Annotated in this window: 14 protein-coding genes; 12 read left to right on the forward strand and 2 right to left on the reverse strand. The window is 44.6% G+C overall.

Annotation, left to right across the window (positions count from 1 at the left end; translation table 11 throughout):
* Window positions 1-44 precede the first annotated feature (44 nt).
* The 11 genes from DK188_RS00120 to DK188_RS00170 all read left to right on the forward strand — a co-directional run bounded on the left by DK188_RS00120 (window position 45) and on the right by DK188_RS00170 (window position 20365).
* Window positions 45-2579 (forward strand): M14 family metallopeptidase, encoded by a 2535-nt coding sequence (locus DK188_RS00120; RefSeq protein ID WP_111668753.1) that lies wholly within the window; start codon window positions 45-47, stop codon window positions 2577-2579.
* A 195-nt stretch (window positions 2580-2774) separates the two neighbouring features.
* Complete coding sequence (locus DK188_RS00125; protein WP_198672943.1) at window positions 2775-6464, forward strand: sensor histidine kinase; 3690 nt, start codon at window positions 2775-2777, stop codon at window positions 6462-6464.
* Window positions 6465-6773: 309 nt separating this feature from the next.
* Window positions 6774-10511, forward strand: coding sequence for an ATP-binding protein (locus DK188_RS00130; protein WP_198672944.1), 3738 nt, complete (start codon window positions 6774-6776; stop codon window positions 10509-10511).
* 253 nt (window positions 10512-10764) lie between these two features.
* Complete coding sequence (locus DK188_RS00135; RefSeq protein ID WP_111668756.1) at window positions 10765-11148, forward strand: response regulator; 384 nt, start codon at window positions 10765-10767, stop codon at window positions 11146-11148.
* Between the two features lie 64 nt (window positions 11149-11212).
* Window positions 11213-12586 carry a sensor histidine kinase gene (locus DK188_RS00140; RefSeq protein WP_111668757.1) on the forward strand — a complete coding sequence of 458 codons (1374 nt, stop codon included), beginning with the start codon at window positions 11213-11215 and terminating at the stop codon, window positions 12584-12586.
* Window positions 12587-12671: 85 nt separating this feature from the next.
* A complete protein-coding gene (locus tag DK188_RS00145) occupies window positions 12672-13052 on the forward strand; it encodes a response regulator (RefSeq protein WP_111668758.1) in 381 nt (126 codons plus the stop codon).
* A 32-nt stretch (window positions 13053-13084) separates the two neighbouring features.
* A complete protein-coding gene (locus DK188_RS00150; RefSeq protein WP_111668759.1) occupies window positions 13085-14416 on the forward strand; it encodes a sensor histidine kinase in 1332 nt (443 codons plus the stop codon).
* 10 nt (window positions 14417-14426) lie between these two features.
* Window positions 14427-14807 (forward strand): response regulator, encoded by a 381-nt coding sequence (locus DK188_RS00155; RefSeq protein WP_111668760.1) that lies wholly within the window; start codon window positions 14427-14429, stop codon window positions 14805-14807.
* Window position 14808: 1 nt separating this feature from the next.
* Window positions 14809-15849, forward strand: coding sequence for an adenylate/guanylate cyclase domain-containing protein (locus DK188_RS00160; protein ID WP_111668761.1), 1041 nt, complete (start codon window positions 14809-14811; stop codon window positions 15847-15849).
* A 15-nt stretch (window positions 15850-15864) separates the two neighbouring features.
* A complete protein-coding gene (locus DK188_RS00165; RefSeq protein ID WP_111668762.1) occupies window positions 15865-16602 on the forward strand; it encodes a DUF6090 family protein in 738 nt (245 codons plus the stop codon).
* Window positions 16603-16735: 133 nt separating this feature from the next.
* Complete coding sequence (locus tag DK188_RS00170) at window positions 16736-20365, forward strand: amidohydrolase family protein (protein ID WP_111668763.1); 3630 nt, start codon at window positions 16736-16738, stop codon at window positions 20363-20365.
* Window positions 20366-20420: 55 nt separating this feature from the next.
* Here the strand turns inward: DK188_RS00170 and DK188_RS00175 are convergent, their stop codons facing one another.
* Together DK188_RS00175 and DK188_RS00180 are read right to left on the reverse strand one after the other, a co-directional pair.
* Window positions 20421-20885 carry a TspO/MBR family protein gene (locus tag DK188_RS00175; protein WP_111668764.1) on the reverse strand — a complete coding sequence of 155 codons (465 nt, stop codon included), beginning with the start codon at window positions 20883-20885 and terminating at the stop codon, window positions 20421-20423.
* A 1-nt stretch (window position 20886) separates the two neighbouring features.
* Window positions 20887-21189: a DUF4286 family protein gene (locus DK188_RS00180; RefSeq protein ID WP_111668765.1), complete on the reverse strand. Its 303-nt coding sequence runs from the start codon at window positions 21187-21189 to the stop codon at window positions 20887-20889.
* Between the two features lie 96 nt (window positions 21190-21285).
* Between DK188_RS00180 and DK188_RS00185 the strand changes: the two genes are divergently transcribed.
* Window positions 21286-21951 (forward strand): carotenoid biosynthesis protein, encoded by a 666-nt coding sequence (locus DK188_RS00185; protein ID WP_111668766.1) that lies wholly within the window; start codon window positions 21286-21288, stop codon window positions 21949-21951.
* Window positions 21952-22004 lie beyond the last annotated feature (53 nt).

Genomic DNA, 22004 nt, shown 5'->3' on the forward strand with positions numbered 1-22004 from the left:
AAAGTAAAAGACCTTAACTTCCCGCCTGAATCATCATTTTATATATGAACAAGATTTTACTCACCCTTGCATTTGCATGTACTATTTGCTTTGGAGCACTGGCTCAATTGCAGACTCCCGAACAGTTTCTAGGTTATAAACCCGGAGACAGGTTCACCCCGCATCATCGCATGGTCGACTATTTTGAATATGTCGCTTCGCAAAATCCAAACATCAAACTGATCCAATACGGAGAGACCAACGAAAAGCGTCCCTTGATTATGGCTATCTTATCCAGCCCGGAAAATATGGCCAAACTGGAGCAAATCCGTACAGACAACCTCAAGCGTGCCGGATTGATGGAAGGAACGCCAAGTACTGAAATCCCCATCAACTGGATGTCTTTCAATGTCCACGGAAATGAATCCGTCGGAATGGAAGCTGCGATCTCTTCTTTTTACACGCTGGCAAATCCAGCAAATGCCAAATCACAAGAGTGGCTGAAAAATCAGGTCATCATCATCGATCCCTGCATCAATCCTGATGGTCGGGATCGCTATTCCAACTGGTACAACCAGAAGATGAATACCACCCTTCAGCCAGATCTGCAGTCGATGGAGCACAATGAACCCTGGCCTGGAGGCCGCGCTAACCATTACCTGTTCGACTTGAACCGGGATTGGGCATGGCAAGTACAGGTAGAATCTCAGCAACGACTGAAAGTTTATCAACAATGGCTGCCACAGCTCCACTTGGATTTTCACGAGCAGGGTATTGATAATCCATTCTACATGGCTCCGGCAGCGGAGCCACTCCATGAGCAGCTGACACCTTTCCAACATGAGTTTCAGGATATCTTTGGCAGAAATACGGCAAAATACTTTGACCAAATGGGTCGCTTTTACTTTACCAAAGAGCGATTTGACCTTCTATACCCATCTTATGGTGATACCTATCCGATGTACAACGGGGCTATCGGCATGACCATCGAACAAGGTGGAGGCGGACGTGCAGGAATCGGCGGCTACAATTCCGTGGGCGATACCGTGACCTTGAGCAGTCGTATCGCCGGACATTACACTGCGGCAATGTCTGCTGTAGAAGTGACCAGCCAAAATGCAAAAAGACTGGTAGATGAGTTTGCAACCTACTTCAAAAACAATTCTACAGCGCCAAAAGGCAAATACAAGAGCTTTGTCATCAAAGGAGAAAGCAATCCAGCGCAAGTCGCCAAACTTTTGGAACTTTTGGATAAAAATGGAATCAAGTACCAAAAAGGCGGTGCAAAAGCCGGGTTGAAAGGATTCGAATACCAAACTGGTAAAAGCGGGGTGACTTTTTCTACCTCTGACAAAGACATCGTCATCAATGCCTATCAACCAAAATCAGTCCTTGCCCAGGTGCTTTTCGAGCCTAATCCTGTTCTGAATGACTCGATCACCTATGACATCACCAGTTGGGCAATGCCCTATGCATATGGACTTCAGGCCTATGCCTTGGAGACTAGGCTTGATGGATCAGGAACCTATGAGCAACCAAGCTTCATCCCAAATCAAGTTGGACCGACACCTGTAGCCTACTTAGTGCAGTGGCAAGGAACTCGCGATGCAGCATTTTTAGCAGCATTACTCAATCAAAAAATTAGGGTTAAATATGCAGAATATCCGTTTGAGGTCGAGGGTAAAAGTTTTCCGGCAGGATCGCTGATCATCACCAAAGGGGGCAATGAATACATCCATGAGTTTGACAAAAAAGTATCCGAAACCGCGAATCAATTCGGTATCACATTGGCTACGACACAAACAGGCTACATGGACAAAGGCAAGGACTTCGGTTCGCCTAACATCCGGGTGATTCAAGCCCCAAAAGTAGCTTTAGTGGGTGGTCAAGGTACCTCATCCCTGAGCTTCGGCGAGATCTGGCATTTCTTCGAGAAGGACCTGAACTATCCGCTGAGTAATCTGGATGCAGCCGGGATGGGAAGCTATGATCTCAGCAAATACGATGTGATCATTATGCCCTCCACGTTTGGCTCAGCGCTCAATGGAAATGCGCAGCAGAAAGTGACTGATTGGGTCAAAGCCGGTGGAAAACTCATCGCAATCGATGCGGCATTGAATCTGTTTGCAAATAAGGAAGGCTTCGGTTTGAAAACATTTGACAGCGAAGAGGAAAAGAAAGCCGCAACCAAAGCCGAGGATGAACTGACCAAAAAAGAACGTCTGGAGCCCTACACCGAATCCGAACGAATGGACATTTCCTCCGGCACTGCAGGAGCGATCTATGAAGTGAAAATGGATGTAACCCATCCTCTAGGATACGGCACAGGAGGTAAGTTTTATACTTTGAAAAACAATTCCAACCGATTCTCTTACCTCAGTGGTGGAGCTAATGCCGGAGTCATCCTATCTACCGATGCGTACCGTACAGGCTACATTGGCTACAAAATCAAATCCAAGATGGGTGAATCACTTGCGATCGGCACAGAACGCCAAGGTAGAGGACAGATCGTGTACTTTGTAGACAATCCGATTTTCAGAGGATTCTGGGAAAGTGGAAAACTCATTTTGAGCAATGCCATCTTTATGGTCGGCCAATAAACTTTGATTCGGCTGACATCAAAGCCGACTGCCTTTGGGTGGTCGGCTTTTTTTATTCAATGGGTTATACCGAGCTTGAAGGACTTTATTCTAATACCAAAAGCGTTTTTTTGCATGCATTTAATGGTTATCTTTTTCCAAATTTTTGGAAAGGTAAAAAATGCCTTCCTTCCTGATTTTATTTTGAAAAACAGAATGAAACATACCCTGTCTCTTTTGGGACTTGCATTTTTACTTTTTTCCTGCTCAAAGCAGGAGAATATCGATCCTTCTCAAGGCACAATTTCTTTTTCTCCACCTCAAATTATCGAGATTTCAGGACTTCCAGATTCGCTGAAACCCATCCGTACTGTGTTGGATCAAGTACCCTCACCACGAATGGTCCAAATCCCAAATCGTGACGGAGGCAGCTATTCCTTCATGGATGAAAACGGTGAACTACTGACTTTTCCCCTACTCGCGCCAGCCCGCCAAAAGTTAAAAATCCTGACCAACGAAATCGGCGAGGGAGTCCTTGGCAAAAGTGGCGATCCATTTATTCTGGGAGAGGGTGGTTTGTCTCAGTTTAAAACGTTCTCCTCAGATGATGGACTGGCATTGGATGGTATCAATTCGGCCATATTGGACAGCAGAGGGCATCTCTGGTTTGGTACAAATGGTGGGGGAATCAGCAAATACGATGGGACAGGATTTACGAATTACACCATCACGCAGGGTCTCATAGATCCTACCATCAGGAGTATGTTCGAGGATAGCAAAGGCAACATTTGGATTGGTACCAATGCGGGTGTAAGTCGCTTTGATGGGTTTTCTTTTACCAATTTCACCACAAGTAATGGCCTGGCAAATGATGTTGTGTTTGGAATCGGTGAGGATAATGAAGGAAATATCTGGTTTGGAACTGGAGGTGGAGGGGTAAGCAGATTTGATGGGAGTACGTTTACCAACTTTACTACAGAAAATGGTCTGGCAGATAATTTCATCATTGCGGTAATTAAGGACCCTAAAGGCAATCTCTATTTCGGTACCAACGGGGGAGGGATGAGTAAGTATGATGGGAAGACTTTTACCAATTACACCGAAGCAGATGGTTTGGCAGGAAACCGCGTCAGAAGCTTTGGTTTAAGCTCGGAGGGATTACTTTGGATCGGCACGATCGGCGGAGGAATAAGTTTTTTTGACGGCAAAGACTTTAAAAATTACACCCAAAAAGACGGACTTGTCGACAACATCGTCCGTGCTGTTTTTAAGGATCCAAATGGTCAGATGTGGTTTGGTACCGAACGAGGAATCAGCCGCTTTGATGGGGAAAAATTCACGAGTTATACCCGGGATCAGGGAATGCCCGCCAACAGTATCCTAGCAATTACAGCAGATCAGTCCGGTAAAATATGGATAGGCACTGATGGAGGGGGAATCACCAGATTTGATGGCAGTGCATTTACCAGCTTTACTGTAAATCAAGGTTTGGGTGCCAACATTGTGCTGAGCACACTGGAAGATCGAAATGGACACTTGTGGTTTGGCACAGCAGGTGGCGGAGTCAGCGTTTTTGATGGAACTGGATTTACAAACTATACACTTTCTCAGGGTCTCCCTTCTGATATCGTATATGCATTGACCGAAGACAGCACTGGCCACATTTGGTTGGGAACCTTAGGAGGAGGACTTTCCAGATTTGATGGAAAATCCTTTACTAACTACAGTACAGCCCAGGGTCTTCCCTCTACTGAAATCTACTCGATCGTCGAGGATTCAAAAGGAAATCTCTGGATGGGAACAGAAAATGGGATCAGCAAATTTGATGGATCAGCCTTTACCAACTATGGCCCCGAGCAAGGGCTTTCAGGCTATGTGGTACTCAGGGTTATGCCAGAGGAAAATGGTGGAATTTGGGCTACAGCCGAAGATGGGGGATTGAGTTATTTTGATGGTTCAAGCTTCATCAATTTCACAGCCAGTCAGGGTCTTGCAGATAATTCGGCTAAAACCTTAGCCAAGGATCAGAAAGGAAATCTCTGGGTAGGCACTGCGAATGGGCTGAGCATGATGTCAGACTCCTTGCGCCAAAACATCCTGAAAAAAATCTTACCTGATCAAAGTCCCTTCATGAATTTCGGTACGGAGCAGGGTCTTCCTGATAATTCAATTTTACAGATTGTCCCCCTAGCCAACGGAAAAATTGCAGTAGGAACCAATCTGGGAATTTCCATTTTTAACTTGCCCTATTCAGTTATTTCCGATTTTTCCATCGCAAATCTGGAAATTTTCAATTCCAATACCGGCTACCCTGTGAAGGACCTGACCGACGGGCATAATGGAATGGACCAGGACAGCAATGGAATCCTTTGGGCAGGTACTGGTTCAAATAAAACAGCCTTGGTGCGATTCGACTACGAATCACTTATCCGGAATAGTGAAAAACCTGAAGTTTTTATCAAGCAAATCCGAATCAACGAAGAAGAAATTGATTGGATTTCCCTTCAAAAATCTGACCCCTCGGATCCGGAAAACAAAAAGCTGAGAGGTCGCTCTGAACAAAAATCCGCAAGAATAGGCGGAGACCAGGTCCGTGATCGATTCAAAGGTGTGGAATTTGACAGCATCAGTCCGTTTTTTACCATTCCACAAAAACTGGTATTGCCTTATCGTCACAACCACATCAATATTGATTTTGGATCAAATGAAGTGGCCAAGCCCTATTTGATGGAGTACCAGTATTTTTTGGAAGGTTACGATGCAGAATGGAGTCCGATATTAAAACGAACCAGTGCCACTTTTGGCAATATCCAAGAAGGAGAATATACCTTTCTGGTGAAAGCGAGATTTACCGGTAGTGCTGAAGGCACCGCAGGAGAATGGTCCGAACCATTGGCCTATACATTCAAGGTGCTCCCTCCATTGTACCGCACTTGGTGGGCCTATGCATTTTACACGCTGGTATTTCTGTCATTTATTTATCCTGTCCATAGGTATCAACGAAATATCGCGATCAAGAAAGAGCAGGAAAAAGCCAAGGAGCGCGAACTCGAACAAGCCCGGGAAATCGAAAAAGCCTACACCAAACTGGAGGCAGCACATGAAAATCTCAAGTCAACCCAAGCCCAACTGATCCAACAAGAAAAGCTGGCCTCGCTTGGTCAGTTGACAGCGGGCATTGCTCATGAGATCAAGAATCCACTGAACTTTGTCAATAATTTCTCCGGTCTCAGCTTGGAGTTTTTGGATGAGGTAGAAGAAGAATTGGACAAGATGGAAGCGAGCGACGCATTGGAAAATGTCAGAGAGCTTCTCGCAGACATAAAAGTCAATCTCACCAAAATCAAACATCATGGTGGTCGGGCTGACGGCATAGTCAAATCCATGCTCATGCATTCGCGGGGTGGAAGCGGTACAATGGAGCCCGCAGATCTCAATGAAGTGATCAAAGAGTACGTCAATCTTTCTTTTCACGGGATGCGGGCAAATAAGAATCCGATCAATGTGGAAGTCGTCCTTGACTTGGATGATTCTTTGCCCAAAGTGCCTTTGAACACGGAGGATTTCAGCCGCGTGATTCTGAACTTGACCAAAAATGCCTTCGATGCCATGAAGGATAAAATTGCCATGTCAGGGGCAGAATATAAGGCTGTCCTGAAAGTGCAAACCAAAAATCTGGGAAACAAAATCATCCTTGAGGTGGAAGACAATGGGCCTGGAGTCCCAGCGGAAATTATGGATAAGCTGCTTATGCCATTCTTCACTACCAAAAAAGGAACAGAAGGCACCGGCCTTGGTCTTTCCATCACACATGATATTATCAAAGCGCACAATGGCACCTTGGATATCACCACCGAGGTAGGAAAGTGGACCAAGTTTACGATCACTCTACCTATGCCTAGTTGAGGCAGGATATTTTTGATTTGATGCTGAAAAAAGTGTGGGTTCAAAAACGAAATGGTCTCAAAACCCACTTGATTTCAAAAACTTAACCTAATTTGAAAGAGCCACTTTTATTTCTACCTTATTGCGAGTTCTGTCTCTACATCGCTGTCATTTTCTTGGACTCTAAAAACTAGCATATGGCCCTCTTTTTCTGAATTATAGGTGAACTACTGTGCTGAAATTTGATAAAACCCTGAATTAGATTTCCCCAACAATCTAAAAATGGGATTGGGATAAGCCCTACTGGATCGAATGTTAAACTTTAAATCAATGAAGCCCCTCAAATCCCCGGTTTTTACGGTTTATTCCCTGCTTTGTACCTTTTTAGGAATATGCTCTTGCACTCAGGAGTCTTCTGTGCCATTTCCTGAAAATCCCTCCGGATTCGAAGCTCCGGTAACAGTTCCCTTTGAGCTGCCGGATACAGAACCTGTCAATTGGAAAGTTTTTTCATCAGACAGCGTTCCAAAAGGGAACACGATCCAGTTGGACGTTGAAAGCTTGCCTTATACACCCTTTTCTGCAAATGAATTCAAACCGCTCAAAGCTCCTCTAAAAATCACATCCTTCGACTGGGAAAAGCTCGAATCGATTCAGTTCAATTTGGACACTATCCAGTCCAAGCCTATCCCGGTCAAAAAATTCCTGTTGCCCGCACCCTTGGTCACAGCAGCGTCAGTACCATCAGTTTGGCAGGGCAGTACTTCAGCAATGGTCCGCCTAGGACAACCCGAAGGCTTGCTTGGCAATAAAGTTTTCGCGATGGTCACCGATCCCCAAGGGAGTATCTGGATCACTACAGAGAGGGGATTGACTAAATACGACGGATCAGAGTTTCATACCTATAATTTCTTCGGAAGGTCCGAAACTGGGGCCATTGAAATCCTTCCGAAAATGCTCTTTGATTCTCAAGGTAGGCTGATTATTTCTGGGCTGGTATCCGGAGTCTATCGGCTGGACATTACATTGGGTCTGGTGGAGCATTTCCAACTAGACAAGGGGTTTATCCGAATGGATTATGATGCCCAGGGAAAACTTTGGGGCACCAATGGAGGCCTTTACTTTTTGAATTTGGAGGAAAAGCGAATTTCCCAGCTGGAAATAAAAACCAATGATACCACGATTAACACCCTTTTTGGAGTAAAAAATGATAAGGAGGGGAATCTGTGGATTGGCTTAGGTCAGGGGATCGGTATCATGGATCCAACACAAAAATACATACGGCTGATGGGAGATCCAATTGGTCTCAACCTCCGTACGGCCTATGAATTTAAGGAAGATTATAAAGGCAACATGTGGGTTTCGGCATTTTCCAGTGGCGCCTTTTCGATTAACCTTAGGGATAAAACGTATCAGCAAATGGGCCCGGAGCAGGGATATTTTGGGCGGACGGCAGATGTGCTCATGGATGAGAAAAAGCGCCTTTGGCTGATTTCAGAAGACACGGTCAGACTATTTGATCAAGAAAATAATCTGGTAAAAAAGATTGTCACCCGCGCCGTCACCCGGGATAATAATTTTCCCTCCTCGTCCATAGTCGGTAAAGACGGTACGATTTGGATCGGTACAGATAAAGTAGGTATCCTTCTTGTCAATCCCAACGGTCTACTTTCCGAGTACTTCATGGTAGAAAATGGGATCGCAAGCAATGATGTCTGGGGAATCAATGAAGATTCTAAAGGAAGAATATGGCTCGGCAATTATCGTGGACTAAATATCTATGATGCTGAAAAGGAAAGACTTTACCTGTTTCAATTTCCGGGGGGGCCATTGGTCAATGATTTCCGACAGATCAATGAAATCAGTGAGGGTGAATTTTTTGTGGGAATGGCGAGAGGATTCTCCATCCTTGATCTCAATTCAAACACTGCCACGATTTATGATTCCCGGAGTACCTTAGGGATCACCACCATTTTCACAGCTGAGCAAACGGCAGATGGAAAACTTTGGATGGGGTCTGGCTTCGGATTGTTGGTTTTTGACCCAAAAGAAAACAGCCTCAAGCAACTGGGAGAATCAAACGGGCTTTCTTCGGACATGGCGTTTGTGGTAAAGAAGGACAGCAAAGGTCAGATCTGGGTATGCACCGACACAGGAGTCCATTTATTTGATGCTGAGGGGAAAACCCAGCGAAAATTAAATCAGGAGACTGGCCTGATGACCGACTACAATTCCATGCTGTTTGAGACTGCTCAGGGTGAAATCATCTTTGGAGGAGATGAGGGGTTTTCCATTTTTGATCAGGACAAAAAGACCATCACACATGTCTCCGGAAAATCCGGTATCAGTCCCCCTTCCCTCTATGACATGAACGAAAGCAAAGGAAGAATTCATGTCGGTTCTGAAAACGGGATCATCGTCGTAGAGCGACCGAATGAAAACTCTCCAAATCAATTGTGGCGTTTTGTGAATTTCGGCAAATCATCCGGCCTGCCGTACAATGACCACAATCAGGCGACTTCATTCGTCTCCTCTACAGGTGCAGTGTGGTGGGGCGCGGCTCCTATTCTTGTGGTCAACCACCAGGATCCTTTGATAGACAGTCTGCCACCTCAGGTTCATATCAAAGGCATAAATATTATGGATCAAAACCCGGTTTTCCTGAAATCGGATTATTTCAGATATGCACTATCGGCTGGGGATACGCTTTGGTCTAGCGATCTGTCAGCAGGCTGGACCAAGGAAACCCTCCCGGCAGACAGCAGCTACCTAGCCCGAAACAAAATCAACTGGGACAGCATCAGTCCTGGATTCCGAGTGCCGGTTGGACTTCAGCTCCCCTACCACCAAAACTCTTTCAATTTCACTTTTGTCAATCAAGCAGCGCAGGGCAGAGATAAGATCGTCTATCGCTACATTTTGGAAGGTGAGGATGATGAATGGTCTGCCATTAGCCCTAAACCTGCCTCCCGAATCTACTATAATCTACTTCCGGGAGCGTACACCTTTCGAGTTGCCACCCGAGGCTTCAACGGAGTCTGGAGCCAACCCGAATCACTCAGCTTTACCATCCTGCCTCCTTGGTGGCAGACCTGGTGGGCCTATGTGCTTTTTGCTTCGGTCTTTGGAGGACTGACGTATGGCATAGTTTACATCCGCTCCCTATACCTCAAAAAGGAAAACAGAATCCTAGAAGAGAAGGTAAGCCATCGTACCGAGCAACTGAAAAAGTCAATAGAAGACCTCAAAGCCACTCAATCCCAGCTGATCCATGCAGAAAAAATGGCCTCCCTAGGGGAACTCACCGCTGGAATTGCACATGAAATCCAAAACCCGTTGAATTTTGTCAATAATTTCTCAGAAGTCAGTGAAGAGCTGGTAGATGATATGAACGAGGAACTCTTGAAAGGGGACTTTGAGGAGGCAAAATCCATCAGTAAAGATCTAAAGGAAAATCTTAAAAAAATAAAACACCATGGGAAGCGTGCTGACTCCATAGTCAAAGGAATGCTCGAACATAGCAGAGGTACGACCAGCGACAAGAAGCCCACTAATCTCAATGAGCTGTCGGACGAATTTCTCAGACTAAGCTACCATGGGTTACGTGCCAAGGACAAAAGTTTCACCTCAGATTTTGAAACGGATTTTGATCCAAATCTACCCTTGGTCAATGTGGTAGCGCAGGATATTGGGCGGGTGATTCTGAATCTGATCAACAATGCCTTCTACGCCTGTGCTGAGCGGAATCGGGGAGATGGCGGACAAAAGTCTACCACTACAACCCCCTCCTACAAACCAAAAGTAACCGTCCAGACCCGTCTCGTCAGCTTGACTGACGCATCGGGCGGAGTAGAAATCTCCATCAAAGACAATGGAAGCGGTATTCCCAAAGCGATCAAAGACAAAATTTTCCAGCCTTTCTTCACTACCAAACCTACCGGAAGTGGTACAGGACTAGGACTCAGTCTCAGCTATGATATCATCAAAGCACACGGAGGAGATCTTCGGGTGAAAAGTACTGAGGGCGAAGGAACCGAGATGATCATCTTTTTACCCATCGAGTCCTAATCCTTCCGTTTAGTGAAAGCTAATTTGGGGAATGGTCCGCTAGATTTAACAAAGGACTACAGAAGGTAGCAAAGACATTATCTCCCCTGCTTTTCGCTGCCAAAAACCGGACTATTAAACCTGTGCTGGCTGCAAGACCAATCTACCGCGTATGGACAGCCTTGTGTACGAAACTCACGGTAAATTCTGGCTTGGAAGAGTTTACTACTTTCGAAATTTCATTACCTCTTCAAAATCCATTAACTTTTAGCCTATGAAAATTTTAATTGTAGACGATGAGCGGGATGTAGAAGATCTCTTCAGACAAAAACTCCGAAAAGAAATCCGGAGTGGTGTACTGGAGCTTGAATTTGCCTTTTCAGCGAAAGAAGCCTTGGATATACTTGACAGTGAGAATCCACCAAAAGTGGTGTATGTCTTTTCGGACATCAATATGCCCGGAATGAGTGGATTGGAAATGTTAGAAATTATAAAAAGTAGATTTCCAAAGATTCAAGTCTCTATGATATCGGCATATGGTGACGAGGAGAATTATAAAAAAGCAATGGAATCCGGTGCTAAGGAATTTTATACCAAACCGGTAAATTTTGAAAACCTAAAAAAAGAAATCGCAGAAATCGCAAAATCAATTACCTAATTAGATCTTGCTTATTTTTACTTCCATTCACTTTTAACCTCCAAGAAGAAATCATCTATTTCCTATGATTCTGATCAACATCATTTCACTTTTCCTCCTTAATTACCTCAAAAAAAGCAGTGGGGCTGTAGAATATCCGGCGGTATTAAATAAGTATTTCAAATACGGAATGATAGCTGCCGGGATATTGATAGGTCTGGGAGCAAGTGATTTACCGCCACAGATCCTTTATGAGTTACTCTCCTTTGTGCTGGTTGGGGCAATCATTTACCTCATTCTCTACACCCCGGAACTTGAAAATCAGAAAACTCTAGCCATCACTCCGCTACCCATAGTCGGAGTCAAATTACTCGAGTATCTGATCGAGACGATCAGTCCCTCGATTTATGATACGCTGGAGAATTACCTGGATGCAGCCAGCATTTTTGCTTTGATTTGGGCAGTGACGATGTGGCTGAATCACCGCAAGCAGATGAAGGAAATCGAGATTGAGCGGATTTTTCTCAAAGAACAAGAACGTCAACTTAAAGCAACTGCACAGCAAAAATCAGAACTGGAAATGTTGGTAGCCGAGCGAACCTCAGAGATCCTCAAGCAAAAAGAAGAGCTGCAGGAAGCCTTAAACCATCTCCAGTCAACGCAGGAGCAACTCATTCAGCAGGAAAAACTGGCATCCCTTGGACAATTGACCGCTGGCATCGCCCATGAGATTAAAAATCCGCTAAATTTTGTCAACAATTTCTCCGAGTTGAGTGTGGATTTTCTTGAGGAAATAGGAGAGGAGGTGAGAAAAATGTCAGACTCTCCGGAGAAAGAAAATATCATCGAACTACTGCAGGATGTGAAGTCCAATCTGGTAAAGATCCGACATCACGGATCCAGAGCCGACAGCATTGTCCGCTCCATGCTCATGCATTCACGGGGAGGCACAGGCACTATGGATCCCACAGATCTCAATGCGCTCATACGTGAGTATGCTAACTTGGCCTTTCACGGCATGCGTGCCAATCCCAATCCGATCAATGTCGAAATTCAATTGGAACTGGCTGAGAATCTGCCGGAAATTAGACTCAACGCAGAGGACTTTAGCCGGGTAATCCTCAATCTGGTCAAGAATTCCTTTGATGCAATGAGGGATAAGATCAACGAGTTGGGAGATCAGTACAAAGCTGCGCTGAAAATCAAAACCAAGGAAAGCAAAAATCAAATTGTAATCGAGGTGGAAGACAACGGTCCCGGAGTCCCTGATGAAATAAAGGACAAGCTATTAATGCCATTCTTTACCACAAAAAGAGGAACTGAAGGTACGGGCTTGGGACTCAGCATCACGCACGATATTATCAAATCACATGAAGGTAAATTGGATATAGAGTCCAAGGTGGGAGAATTTACGCGGTTCAGAATCACCTTACCCAAAGTTAGGGTTGAGAAAAGCTAAGAACGGTCAATTGGACTTCTAACCTAGAAAATAACGTCCGCATCAAATAGTTTATACTTTTTTACCAAGCAAAACCTGACAACCTATGAAAATTTTATTTGTAGATGATGAGAGAGATGTAGAGGACCTTTTTCGACAAAAATTTCGAAAGGAAATCAAAAGCGGTGAAATAGAGCTGGCATTTGCATTCTCTGGCAAAGAGGCGCTGAATGTCCTAGGAGATGAAAATCCCCCCAAATTCGTCTACGTATTCTCTGACATCAATATGCCGGGAATGAGTGGACTGGAACTGCTGGATGAAATCAAAACCCGCTTTCCGGAGATTCAAGTAAGTATGATCTCTGCATACGGTGACAGTGAAAATTACGATCGGGCCATGAATTCCGGTGCAAGGGGCTTTTTTACTAAACCGGTGGACTTTGAACGTCTCAAAAGTGAAATTGCAGAAATGGTGAAAAAGCAATAACTGCAAAAAATCCAGACCCAAGAAAAAACATCATGGACGCCCAAAAAGAACAAGCGTTACTCGACACCCTCAGAAGAGTCTTTGACGCTACGATCAAGGATGATTTTCCACTGGAAACGCTGGAGGAATTTGTGTCGGAAGTGGTGATGGGGTTTGGGTCCACCGCTGACGAGAGGATATTGGATCTGGCCGGTTTTAGAAAACTCATGGAGATCCAGCGGGAACAATCGCTGGGTATGAACCTCAGGTTTGAGACCAAACCAATTTTCAAAAAGATCTTTGCTCAGGAAAATGCCGCAATTTTCACTCACGACTTCATCATCACACTCACGATCGGTGAGACGGAGAATGTTCTGCCTTTGCGCTTCAGTTCAGTATTTGAATTTAACGATGAGAGGTGGAAACTAATCCATTGGCACGGTTCGCAGGGCGTAGATTCCGAGGGAGACACCTGGCACAGAAACGAACTGATCAAAAAAAATGTAGCCCTTCAGAAGCTCGTAGATGAAAAAACCTCAGATCTGCACAGGAAAAATGCAGAATTGGAATCGGCTATTCAGACCCTCAAAGAAACACAACAACAGCTTATTCAACAGGAAAAATTAGCCTCCCTCGGCCAACTCACGGCTGGGATCGCGCATGAAATCAAAAACCCGCTGAATTTTGTAAACAACTTCTCTGAACTCAGCCAAGATTTTATTTCTGAGATCGAGGAGGAATTATCCAAGCCGGTGGACAAATTGGATGTTGGAAACATTCTAGAACTCCTGGAAGATGTCAAATCCAATCTGGGAAAAATCCGTCACCATGGTTCAAGAGCTGACAGCATCGTCAAATCGATGCTAATGCACTCCCGAGGTGGGACAGGTATCATGGAACCCACCGACCTTAACGCACTCATTGAGGAATATTCCAATTTGGCCTTTCATGGGATGCGGGCCAACAAAAACCCAATCAATGTGGAAATCAAGCTTGATCTTGACCCAACTATCGGACTGGTTTCATTGAACTCGGAGGATTTCAGCCGTGTCATACTTAATTTGACAAAAAACGCTTTTGATGCTATGCGCGACAAAATAAGTATGGTAGGATCAGATTATAAAGCTAAATTAGAGATCAGAACCAAGCACTTACCAAACAGGGTTCTGATAGAAGTGGAGGACAATGGACCGGGCATCCCGGAGGAGATACGTGACAAACTTTTATTGCCTTTTTTCACCACTAAGAAAGGTACCGAAGGGACAGGACTGGGATTGAGCATTACACATGACATTATCAAATCCCACCTAGGCACGTTGGAAATTGAATCATCGGTAGGAGAATTTACCCGATTCACATTAGTATTACCAAATACGAAAACTTAACTTTTTTCAAATGAAAATTTTAATTGTAGATGACGAGCAAGATGTAGAAATCATGTTTCTACAGAAATTCAGAAGAGAGATCAAAAGCAAATTACTGGAGGTGGAATTTGCTTTCTCTGGGCAACAAGCATTAGATTATTTAGGACAATCAGGCTCTCCTGATGTTGTGTATGTTTTTTCGGATATCAATATGCCAGGCATGAGTGGTCTGGAGCTTTTGGAAAACATAAAAACCAAATTTCCTCATATCCAAGTCAGCATGATTTCGGCGTATGGAGACAAGGAAAACTACAATAAGGCTATCAAATCCGGAGCCAAGGGTTTTTTTACCAAACCGGTGGATTTTGAATCCCTCAAAAATGAAATAGCAGAATTGCTTACCGACAAATAGTATGGCAAAAATCCTGGTAGTGGATGATGAGGAAGATTTGGAAATGCTCTTCCGCCAAAAATACAGACAGAAGATTCGTTCCGGTGAATACGAGTTGTTCTTTGCACTAAACGGACAGCTGGCACTTGACATCCTCCAAGAGCATCCCGATATCGACATGATTCTCAGCGATATCAATATGCCCGTGATGGACGGCTTGACACTGCTCTCCAACACCAAGGAACAGAATCCTCTTCTCAAAACCGTAATTATTTCAGCCTACGGAGATATGGAAAATATCCGAAAGGCGATGAATTTGGGTGCATTTGATTTTGTGACCAAACCAGTAGATTTCCAAGACTTGGAGATCACGGTAGAGAAAACTTTGAGCTATATCAATCAGATCAAATCCAACATCAAAGCAATCCGGGAAAATGACATCCTCAAAATGTATGTCGACGAAACTGTTTTGAATTTTATGGGTGGAAAAGAAATCGAGTCCGCTCTGATGGAAAATGAAACCATCGAAGGCACAGTTGCCTTCGTAGATCTTTGTGGATTTACCAGAATCTCTGAAAACGAGGACCCCAATACCGTAGTTGGCCTCCTGAATGAATACTTTGACCTGATGGTCAGGGAAATCATTGAAGTAAAAGGAAGCGTCGACAAGTTTATCGGCGATGCAGTGATGGCAGTCTTCCAAGGTCCAAATCATCTGGAAAGAGCAATCAAGGCCTGCTTGGCTATTCAGGAAAAGATGGAAAAAATCCCGGAATACTCCGAGGCGACCCACTTCAAGCCTCAGGTCTCCATAGGAATCAATTCCGGCGAGATGGTCTCAGGAAATATCGGTTCCAAATCACTCAAACGACTCGATTATACAGTAATCGGAGACACTGTTAACGTCGCCGCGAGACTTCAGTCCAAAGCCAATCCTGGCCAAATTCTGATCATGGAACATTGTCAGGCACAGATTCCAGACAAGTTCAACTTCAATCGAATAGGAGAAATGGCTCTAAAAAATAAAGCCAATCCGGTAACTGTCTACGAAGTGAGCAACTAAACCTCGGCATCGGTAATGATCTCGCTGTTTCGGAAAATCCGTCATTCCTTCCTGAAAGAACAAAAAATCACCCAGTACCTAGCCTATGCCATTGGCGAGATTTTTTTGGTAGTGATCGGGATCCTGATTGCCCTCCAAATCAATACCTGGAATGAAGAACGTAAAAACCGGGCTTATGAAATCAAGATGCTCAGGGAACTCAAAAGTACCCTCGACAAGGATATCCGATACTTCAGTTCGCAAATTCGGATGCTCCATGATAGAGAACGTTCTGCCAACAAGCTTCTGGAATATTATCAAACCCAGGAGGGGGATCTTGATTCCCTGAATTTCCACATGGAAAATTTGGAAACCGGGGCACTTTTCCAGTATAATGCCGGCACCTATGGATCCATCAAATCCGGAGGCATCGATAAAATTACCAACGATTCCCTCCGATCAAAAATGGCCGATCTCTATGAGTTTCTAATCCCTCGGACAGAAAAACTTCTTGAAAATATTAAGGAAAACGAAAAAAAAGAAGCAGAACTCATGGAAGGATTTACCTTACGCATGATCACAGAGGCCAAGGATGGAGACCAGATCATTTCCCAAAAAATAACCGATAAAGCATCGATCAAAAAAGAGGAGTTCTTAGAATTTGTCCAGATCAACAAATCTACCACCCACTATTCATTAGTCTTCTTAGATAGGCTTTTACCCAGACTCAATGAACTCGCAACTATTGTTGCGTTAGAATTGGACAAGAACTAGACCTCTTTACCCGCTAAATATTGGGCTAAACAGCCAAAAAACGTCCGCATTCGATCTATTTTTCCCTGGGCCACATTCCTCTGTATAAAATTTCAAAGAATCCCAGTAGATTCATTGCCCTAATTGACACCCTATGTTCAAATTCACCCAACCCGCTCTTCTCCTTGCACTAGGTGCTACTGTGAGCTTTGCTGCTTTGGTTCCTAATTCAAAAGGAGACATGGAACCTTTTGACCATGAGCCTAAATCCCTCGAAGACAGCCTAAAGAAAGATAGTCTGAACTATCCGAAATTTAAAGATCTGCCACTCAAGCCCGAGCGTGAAGTAAAATTCACTACCAAAGAAGGAACTTGGATGAGTGTAGACATCAGTCCTGATGGGAAGACCATCGCTTTTGACCTGATGGGCGACATTTACACCCTGCCTATCGAAGGAGGTAAAGCAACTCCGATTACTACAGGAATCGCGTACGAGACGCATCCGCGATTTTCCCCTGATGGAGAAAAAATCCTCTTCACCTCAGACCGTGCTGGGAATGACAACCTCTGGTATATCGATATGGTGAAAAAAGATACCGTTCAAGTCACAAAGGACAAAAATGGTGACGTTCCGGGAGCACACTGGACTCCGGATGGTCAATACATCGTCGTGGCTAAGGGACGTAGAATCACCAAACTCTGGATGTACCATAAGGATGGAGGAGGAGGAATCCAACTCAATGAAAATCCAAGTTCGATGAAAACCATTGATCCTTTTGTCAGTCCCGATGGTAAAAAAGTATACTTCTCTCACCGATCAGGATCGTGGAACTACAATGCGCTACTACCGCAATACCAAATCGGAACCTATGATCTGGACAAAGGAGATATTACGAGTATCACCTCGAGATATGGGTCTGCATTCACCCCGACCTTGAGCAAAGACGGTGCTTGGATGGTCTATGGTTCCCGCTGGGACGATAAGACGGGATTAGTACTTCGAAACTTGAAAACAGGTGAAGAAAACTGGCTAGCCTATCCAGTACAACGCGACGAACAAGAATCAATCGCACCTCAGGGTGTCCTACCGGCCATGGCTTTCACTCCGGACAGCAAGTTTGTCATTGCCTCCTATGGAGGAAAAATCTGGAAACTGGCCATCGATGGCAGTCCGGCAGTCGAGATTCCCTTCGAAGCAGATGTCAAACTGGCCATGGGCCCAAGACTCTATTTCAATTACGAAATCAAAGACACGACCGCAAAACTTGCCACCCAAATTCGCGATGCAGCGCCATCTCCAGATGGAAAAAAACTCGCTTTTACCGCTTTGAACAGACTCTATGTGATGGATTATCCAAATGGAAATCCAATCCGTGTGACCAAAAACGAATTTACCGAAGCCATGCCAAGCTGGAGTCCAGATGGTTCCCAGTTGGTATTCACTACCTGGGATGAAAAAACTGGAGGCCACCTTTACAAAGCATCATTTGGCTCTAGAGGAACAGTGACCAAATTGACAACAGAATCAGCGCTATACATGGCTCCAACCTGGGGTCCAAATAATAAGATCGTGGTATTCAAAGGGGCCAGCCGATTACTACAAGAAGCCGAAGGACCCGGTGTAAGCGGTGCCGAAGCGGAATTAGTTTGGATACCTACTTCAGGTGGCTCAGTTAGAAAAATCATGAACGCCGGAAACTATGGAAATGCGCACTTTACTCAAGACACAACAAGAATATATCTAAATGGTCCAGGAGGAGCACTGCTAAGTGTGAAATGGGATGGAACGGACGAAAAAGTCTATGCTCGAATCTCCGGAATCACACCTTTTGGTTCTGCAGCAGATCCACATTCTGATCATGAACATGCCAGTTTGGAAGAAATCTCAACCGTCAACTATGTGATGGGAGTGCCTGTCTCCACAGCTGACGCGGTGAATTATTGCATGCTGCCCGAAGGATCAAATTCCCGGGAACCACAAATGACTCCTGCCAGTGCTAGTACCATTCTGATGGCTCCTGTGGGTAATAAAGCCTTGGCAAAAGTCAACAATAATGTTTATGTAGTCACCATTCCGACCGTTGGAAAGGTTCCCTCCATCAACGTGGCAGATCCGGCTTCAAGCAATTTCCCTTCCCGTCAACTCACCGAAATCGGGGGAGAATTTCCAGCTTGGGAGGCTGACGGCAAAAAAATACACTGGTCTCTTGGAAACGGACACTGGGTCTATGACATCGAGCGGGCAGAGTTTATCGAAGATTCTGTCAAGTCTGTCAAAAAGACTAAAATGCTTGCAGATGCAGACAGTGTTTCTACGCTGAAAGCGAAAGGAGATGAGGCCGTTAAACTTGCCGATTCTTTGGCAAAAGCAGACAAAAAGCGAATCGATTCACTTTTCAAAGCCGACAAAACATTGGCAAAAGCGGACAGTATTCACAAGGCAGAACTGAAAGAAAAAGAAACCTATAAACCTGCAGAACACCAAGTGAAGGTGTACTTTGCCAAAGACACACCTAGCGGGAGCATTTTGTTGAAAAATGCCCGAATCGTGACAATGAAAGGTAATGAAGTGATCGAAAATGGGGATATTCTGATCGAAAATAACAGAATCAAGGCCGTAGGCGCGACAGGAACCTTAGATGCCGGCAAAGCACAGATCATTGACGCCACAGGCAAAACTATCACGCCTGGCTTCATCGATACCCATGCGCACATGTGGCCTTCCTGGAATCTACACAAAAACACCGTTTGGATCTATGCTGCAAATCTTGCCTATGGTGTAACTACAACGAGAGACCCTCAGACTGCAACCACAGACGTACTGACCTACGGAGACATGGTCGAGGCAGGAATGGTACCCGGCCCTAGGGTATATTCTACCGGTCCTGGAGTCGGCTATTGGATGTACAATCTCAAGTCACTCGATCAGGCTAAAAGTGTCCTGAAGCAGTACAGCAAATATTACAACACGCAATACATCAAGATGTACTTGGTCGGCAATCGTCAACATCGTCAGTGGGTGATCATGGCAGCGAATGAACAAAAATTGATGCCTACCACAGAAGGCGGATTGGATTACAAGCTGAACATGACGCAGCTATTTGATGGCTATCCGGGACACGAACATTCGATTCCGGTGTATCCACTCTACTCAGATGTGACTCGGACTATTGCCGAGAGCAAAATGGCCTACACACCAACATTGCTGGTTTCTTATGGTGGTCCATGGGCAGAAAACTTCTACTACACCACCGAAAGCCCACTTCATGATCCGAAGCTAAATCGATTCACTCCTTACAATGAGATGAATTCCAAAGCCAGAAGAAGAGTAGGTGGACTCGGTGGATGGTTTGCACCAGAAGATCATGTCTTCCAAAAACATGCAAAAGGGGTGAATTCCATTGTAACTCAAGGCGGACTTGCAGGGGTAGGATCTCATGGTCAACTTCAGGGTTTGGGCTATCACTGGGAGCTATGGTCTGTAGCCAGTGGAGGAATGAGCAATCTAGACGCAATCAAAGTCGCAACTATCCTAGGCGCTGAATCACTGGGTCTGGACAAAGAACTCGGAAGTATCGAAACCGGAAAATTAGCCGACTTGGTGATCATGGATAAGAATCCCCTTGAAAATATCCGCAATACAAACACCATCACGCATGTCGTGAAAAATGGAAGGGTCTACGATGGAAACACACTGGACGAAATCCTTCCAACTCCTAGAAAATTGGATGTAAGCTCCTGGACCAAAGCGGCGCCGAAAGTAACCACTGGCGTGCAGGATTAAGTTTATCTTTATCTGAAAAATCAAAAAACCAGCTGAATTCAGCTGGTTTTTTCGTTTAGTTCAAAATCAAAATAGCGGTATTCAATGAAGTCGCGAAGGTAACCCAAAGCAAGTAGGGAACCATCAACCCTGAAGATACAGGACTTACTCTTCTAAACTGTATAATACACAACAGAATAGCAATCCAAAGAGGAATAATGACCAGCAAACCCATCAGCGGAGATTCCATCCCGAAAAAAGCTGGCGACCAAAGTGCATTTAGAATTAATTGCACTCCATAGAGCTTCAACAAGGGTTTTTTCAGCGGGTGATCACTCTTCCAGATCAAGTAGCAGGCAACTCCCATTAGGATGTAAAGAACTGTCCAAGCCGGTCCAAATAACCAGTTTGGCGGATTCCAACTTGGTTTGTTCAATGTAGCGTACCAGCTTTCGATAGAGGTGATCGTAAAAAACGCCCCCAATCCTCCTGCGAGTTGGGGCAGAGCTAAGCTTATGATTAGTTTAAGGTAATTTGGCATATTAGATGGTTTCAAGTAAAGTACGAAATGCGATAGCCTTGTCCTGATATCGCTCCTGGGTTTTAGCCCGAAGTCCCGCGGCATGTTTACTTTCGTACTCCATCATCATTTTCAGATTCTCGGTGAAATATTGAATACAATAGTTCGTCGTGCCGTCTTCCGTGTTGTGAATCAGCCTAAAGAACTTATGATCATGGAAAATACCAGTTTCCATGACCTCGGGAATATGGGTCGATTTCATCCAAGAGATAAAGTCCTGTTCGATATCTGGTGATACGTTTATTGTAATATTGTAGAGGATCATAATCAGTGAATTGGGTTTTATTTACTTTTGTGCCTAACAAAGATCAGGCTGTAAAGTTAAAAATCACAAAACCTATCTCCGATTACACTGTCAAATATGCATAAAGTTGCCCCTTCGCCAGAGAAATCCAGGATCACAAAATTGACGGTTGCTAAGATTATAATTGTTGCCCTGCATCTGGTTGGGATCATCGGACTAAGCCTTCCGGAGTACCAGGATCTGTTTTTGATGCTGACTCCTGCCCAGCTCTTGTCCTCGCTACTAATTATTTTGGTTTTTCACAGAGGCTGGACTGATGCTTTTCCTGTCTTTGCGGCAGCGGCATTTTGGATTGGCTTTGGCTCAGAGATTATCGGAATACATACAGGCTATCTATACGGTGACTATGTCTATGGACCCACTTTGGGACCAAAGCTTTGGGAGGTGCCGATCATCATTGGTGTCAATTGGTTTATCCTGAGTTACCTTACTGGCACGATTTTCCACAAAGTCACCAATGATTTCTACGCGGCTCTTCTGGCAGCGATAGCCATGACCTCTTTGGATTACATCATGGAGCCGGTAGCCGTGGCATTAGATTTCTGGGCATGGAAGTTTGATATCATTCCTATGGAAAACTACGTAGGATGGCTTGGGGTGTCATTTCTGATTCAGCTGATCTACCGAAAGGCAAATTTTGAAAAGTCAAACCCGATTGCTGCCTTTCTTTTGACGACGATGATCCTATTCTTTGCAATTTTAAACTTCACTTTGGGAGTTTGACCAAATAGTATTTCAGTCCAAACAAAAGAAATCCCTCAATATATTGCAGATTT

This window comes from Algoriphagus litoralis, assembly GCF_003259255.1.
Lineage (GTDB): Bacteria > Bacteroidota > Bacteroidia > Cytophagales > Cyclobacteriaceae > Algoriphagus > Algoriphagus litoralis.

Coding starts and splice junctions, on each gene's coding strand:
- DK188_RS00165 (WP_111668762.1), top strand. CDS start 15,865: ATGATCTCGCTGTTTCGGAAAATCCGTCATTCCTTCCTGAAAGAACAA.
- DK188_RS00120 (WP_111668753.1), top strand. CDS start 45: ATGAACAAGATTTTACTCACCCTTGCATTTGCATGTACTATTTGCTTT.
- DK188_RS00180 (WP_111668765.1), bottom strand. CDS start 21,189: ATGATCCTCTACAATATTACAATAAACGTATCACCAGATATCGAACAG.
- DK188_RS00135 (WP_111668756.1), top strand. CDS start 10,765: ATGAAAATTTTAATTGTAGACGATGAGCGGGATGTAGAAGATCTCTTC.
- DK188_RS00145 (WP_111668758.1), top strand. CDS start 12,672: ATGAAAATTTTATTTGTAGATGATGAGAGAGATGTAGAGGACCTTTTT.
- DK188_RS00140 (WP_111668757.1), top strand. CDS start 11,213: ATGATTCTGATCAACATCATTTCACTTTTCCTCCTTAATTACCTCAAA.
- DK188_RS00155 (WP_111668760.1), top strand. CDS start 14,427: ATGAAAATTTTAATTGTAGATGACGAGCAAGATGTAGAAATCATGTTT.
- DK188_RS00175 (WP_111668764.1), bottom strand. CDS start 20,885: ATGCCAAATTACCTTAAACTAATCATAAGCTTAGCTCTGCCCCAACTC.
- DK188_RS00150 (WP_111668759.1), top strand. CDS start 13,085: ATGGACGCCCAAAAAGAACAAGCGTTACTCGACACCCTCAGAAGAGTC.
- DK188_RS00125 (WP_198672943.1), top strand. CDS start 2,775: ATGAAACATACCCTGTCTCTTTTGGGACTTGCATTTTTACTTTTTTCC.
- DK188_RS00185 (WP_111668766.1), top strand. CDS start 21,286: ATGCATAAAGTTGCCCCTTCGCCAGAGAAATCCAGGATCACAAAATTG.
- DK188_RS00160 (WP_111668761.1), top strand. CDS start 14,809: ATGGCAAAAATCCTGGTAGTGGATGATGAGGAAGATTTGGAAATGCTC.
- DK188_RS00170 (WP_111668763.1), top strand. CDS start 16,736: ATGTTCAAATTCACCCAACCCGCTCTTCTCCTTGCACTAGGTGCTACT.
- DK188_RS00130 (WP_198672944.1), top strand. CDS start 6,774: ATGAAGCCCCTCAAATCCCCGGTTTTTACGGTTTATTCCCTGCTTTGT.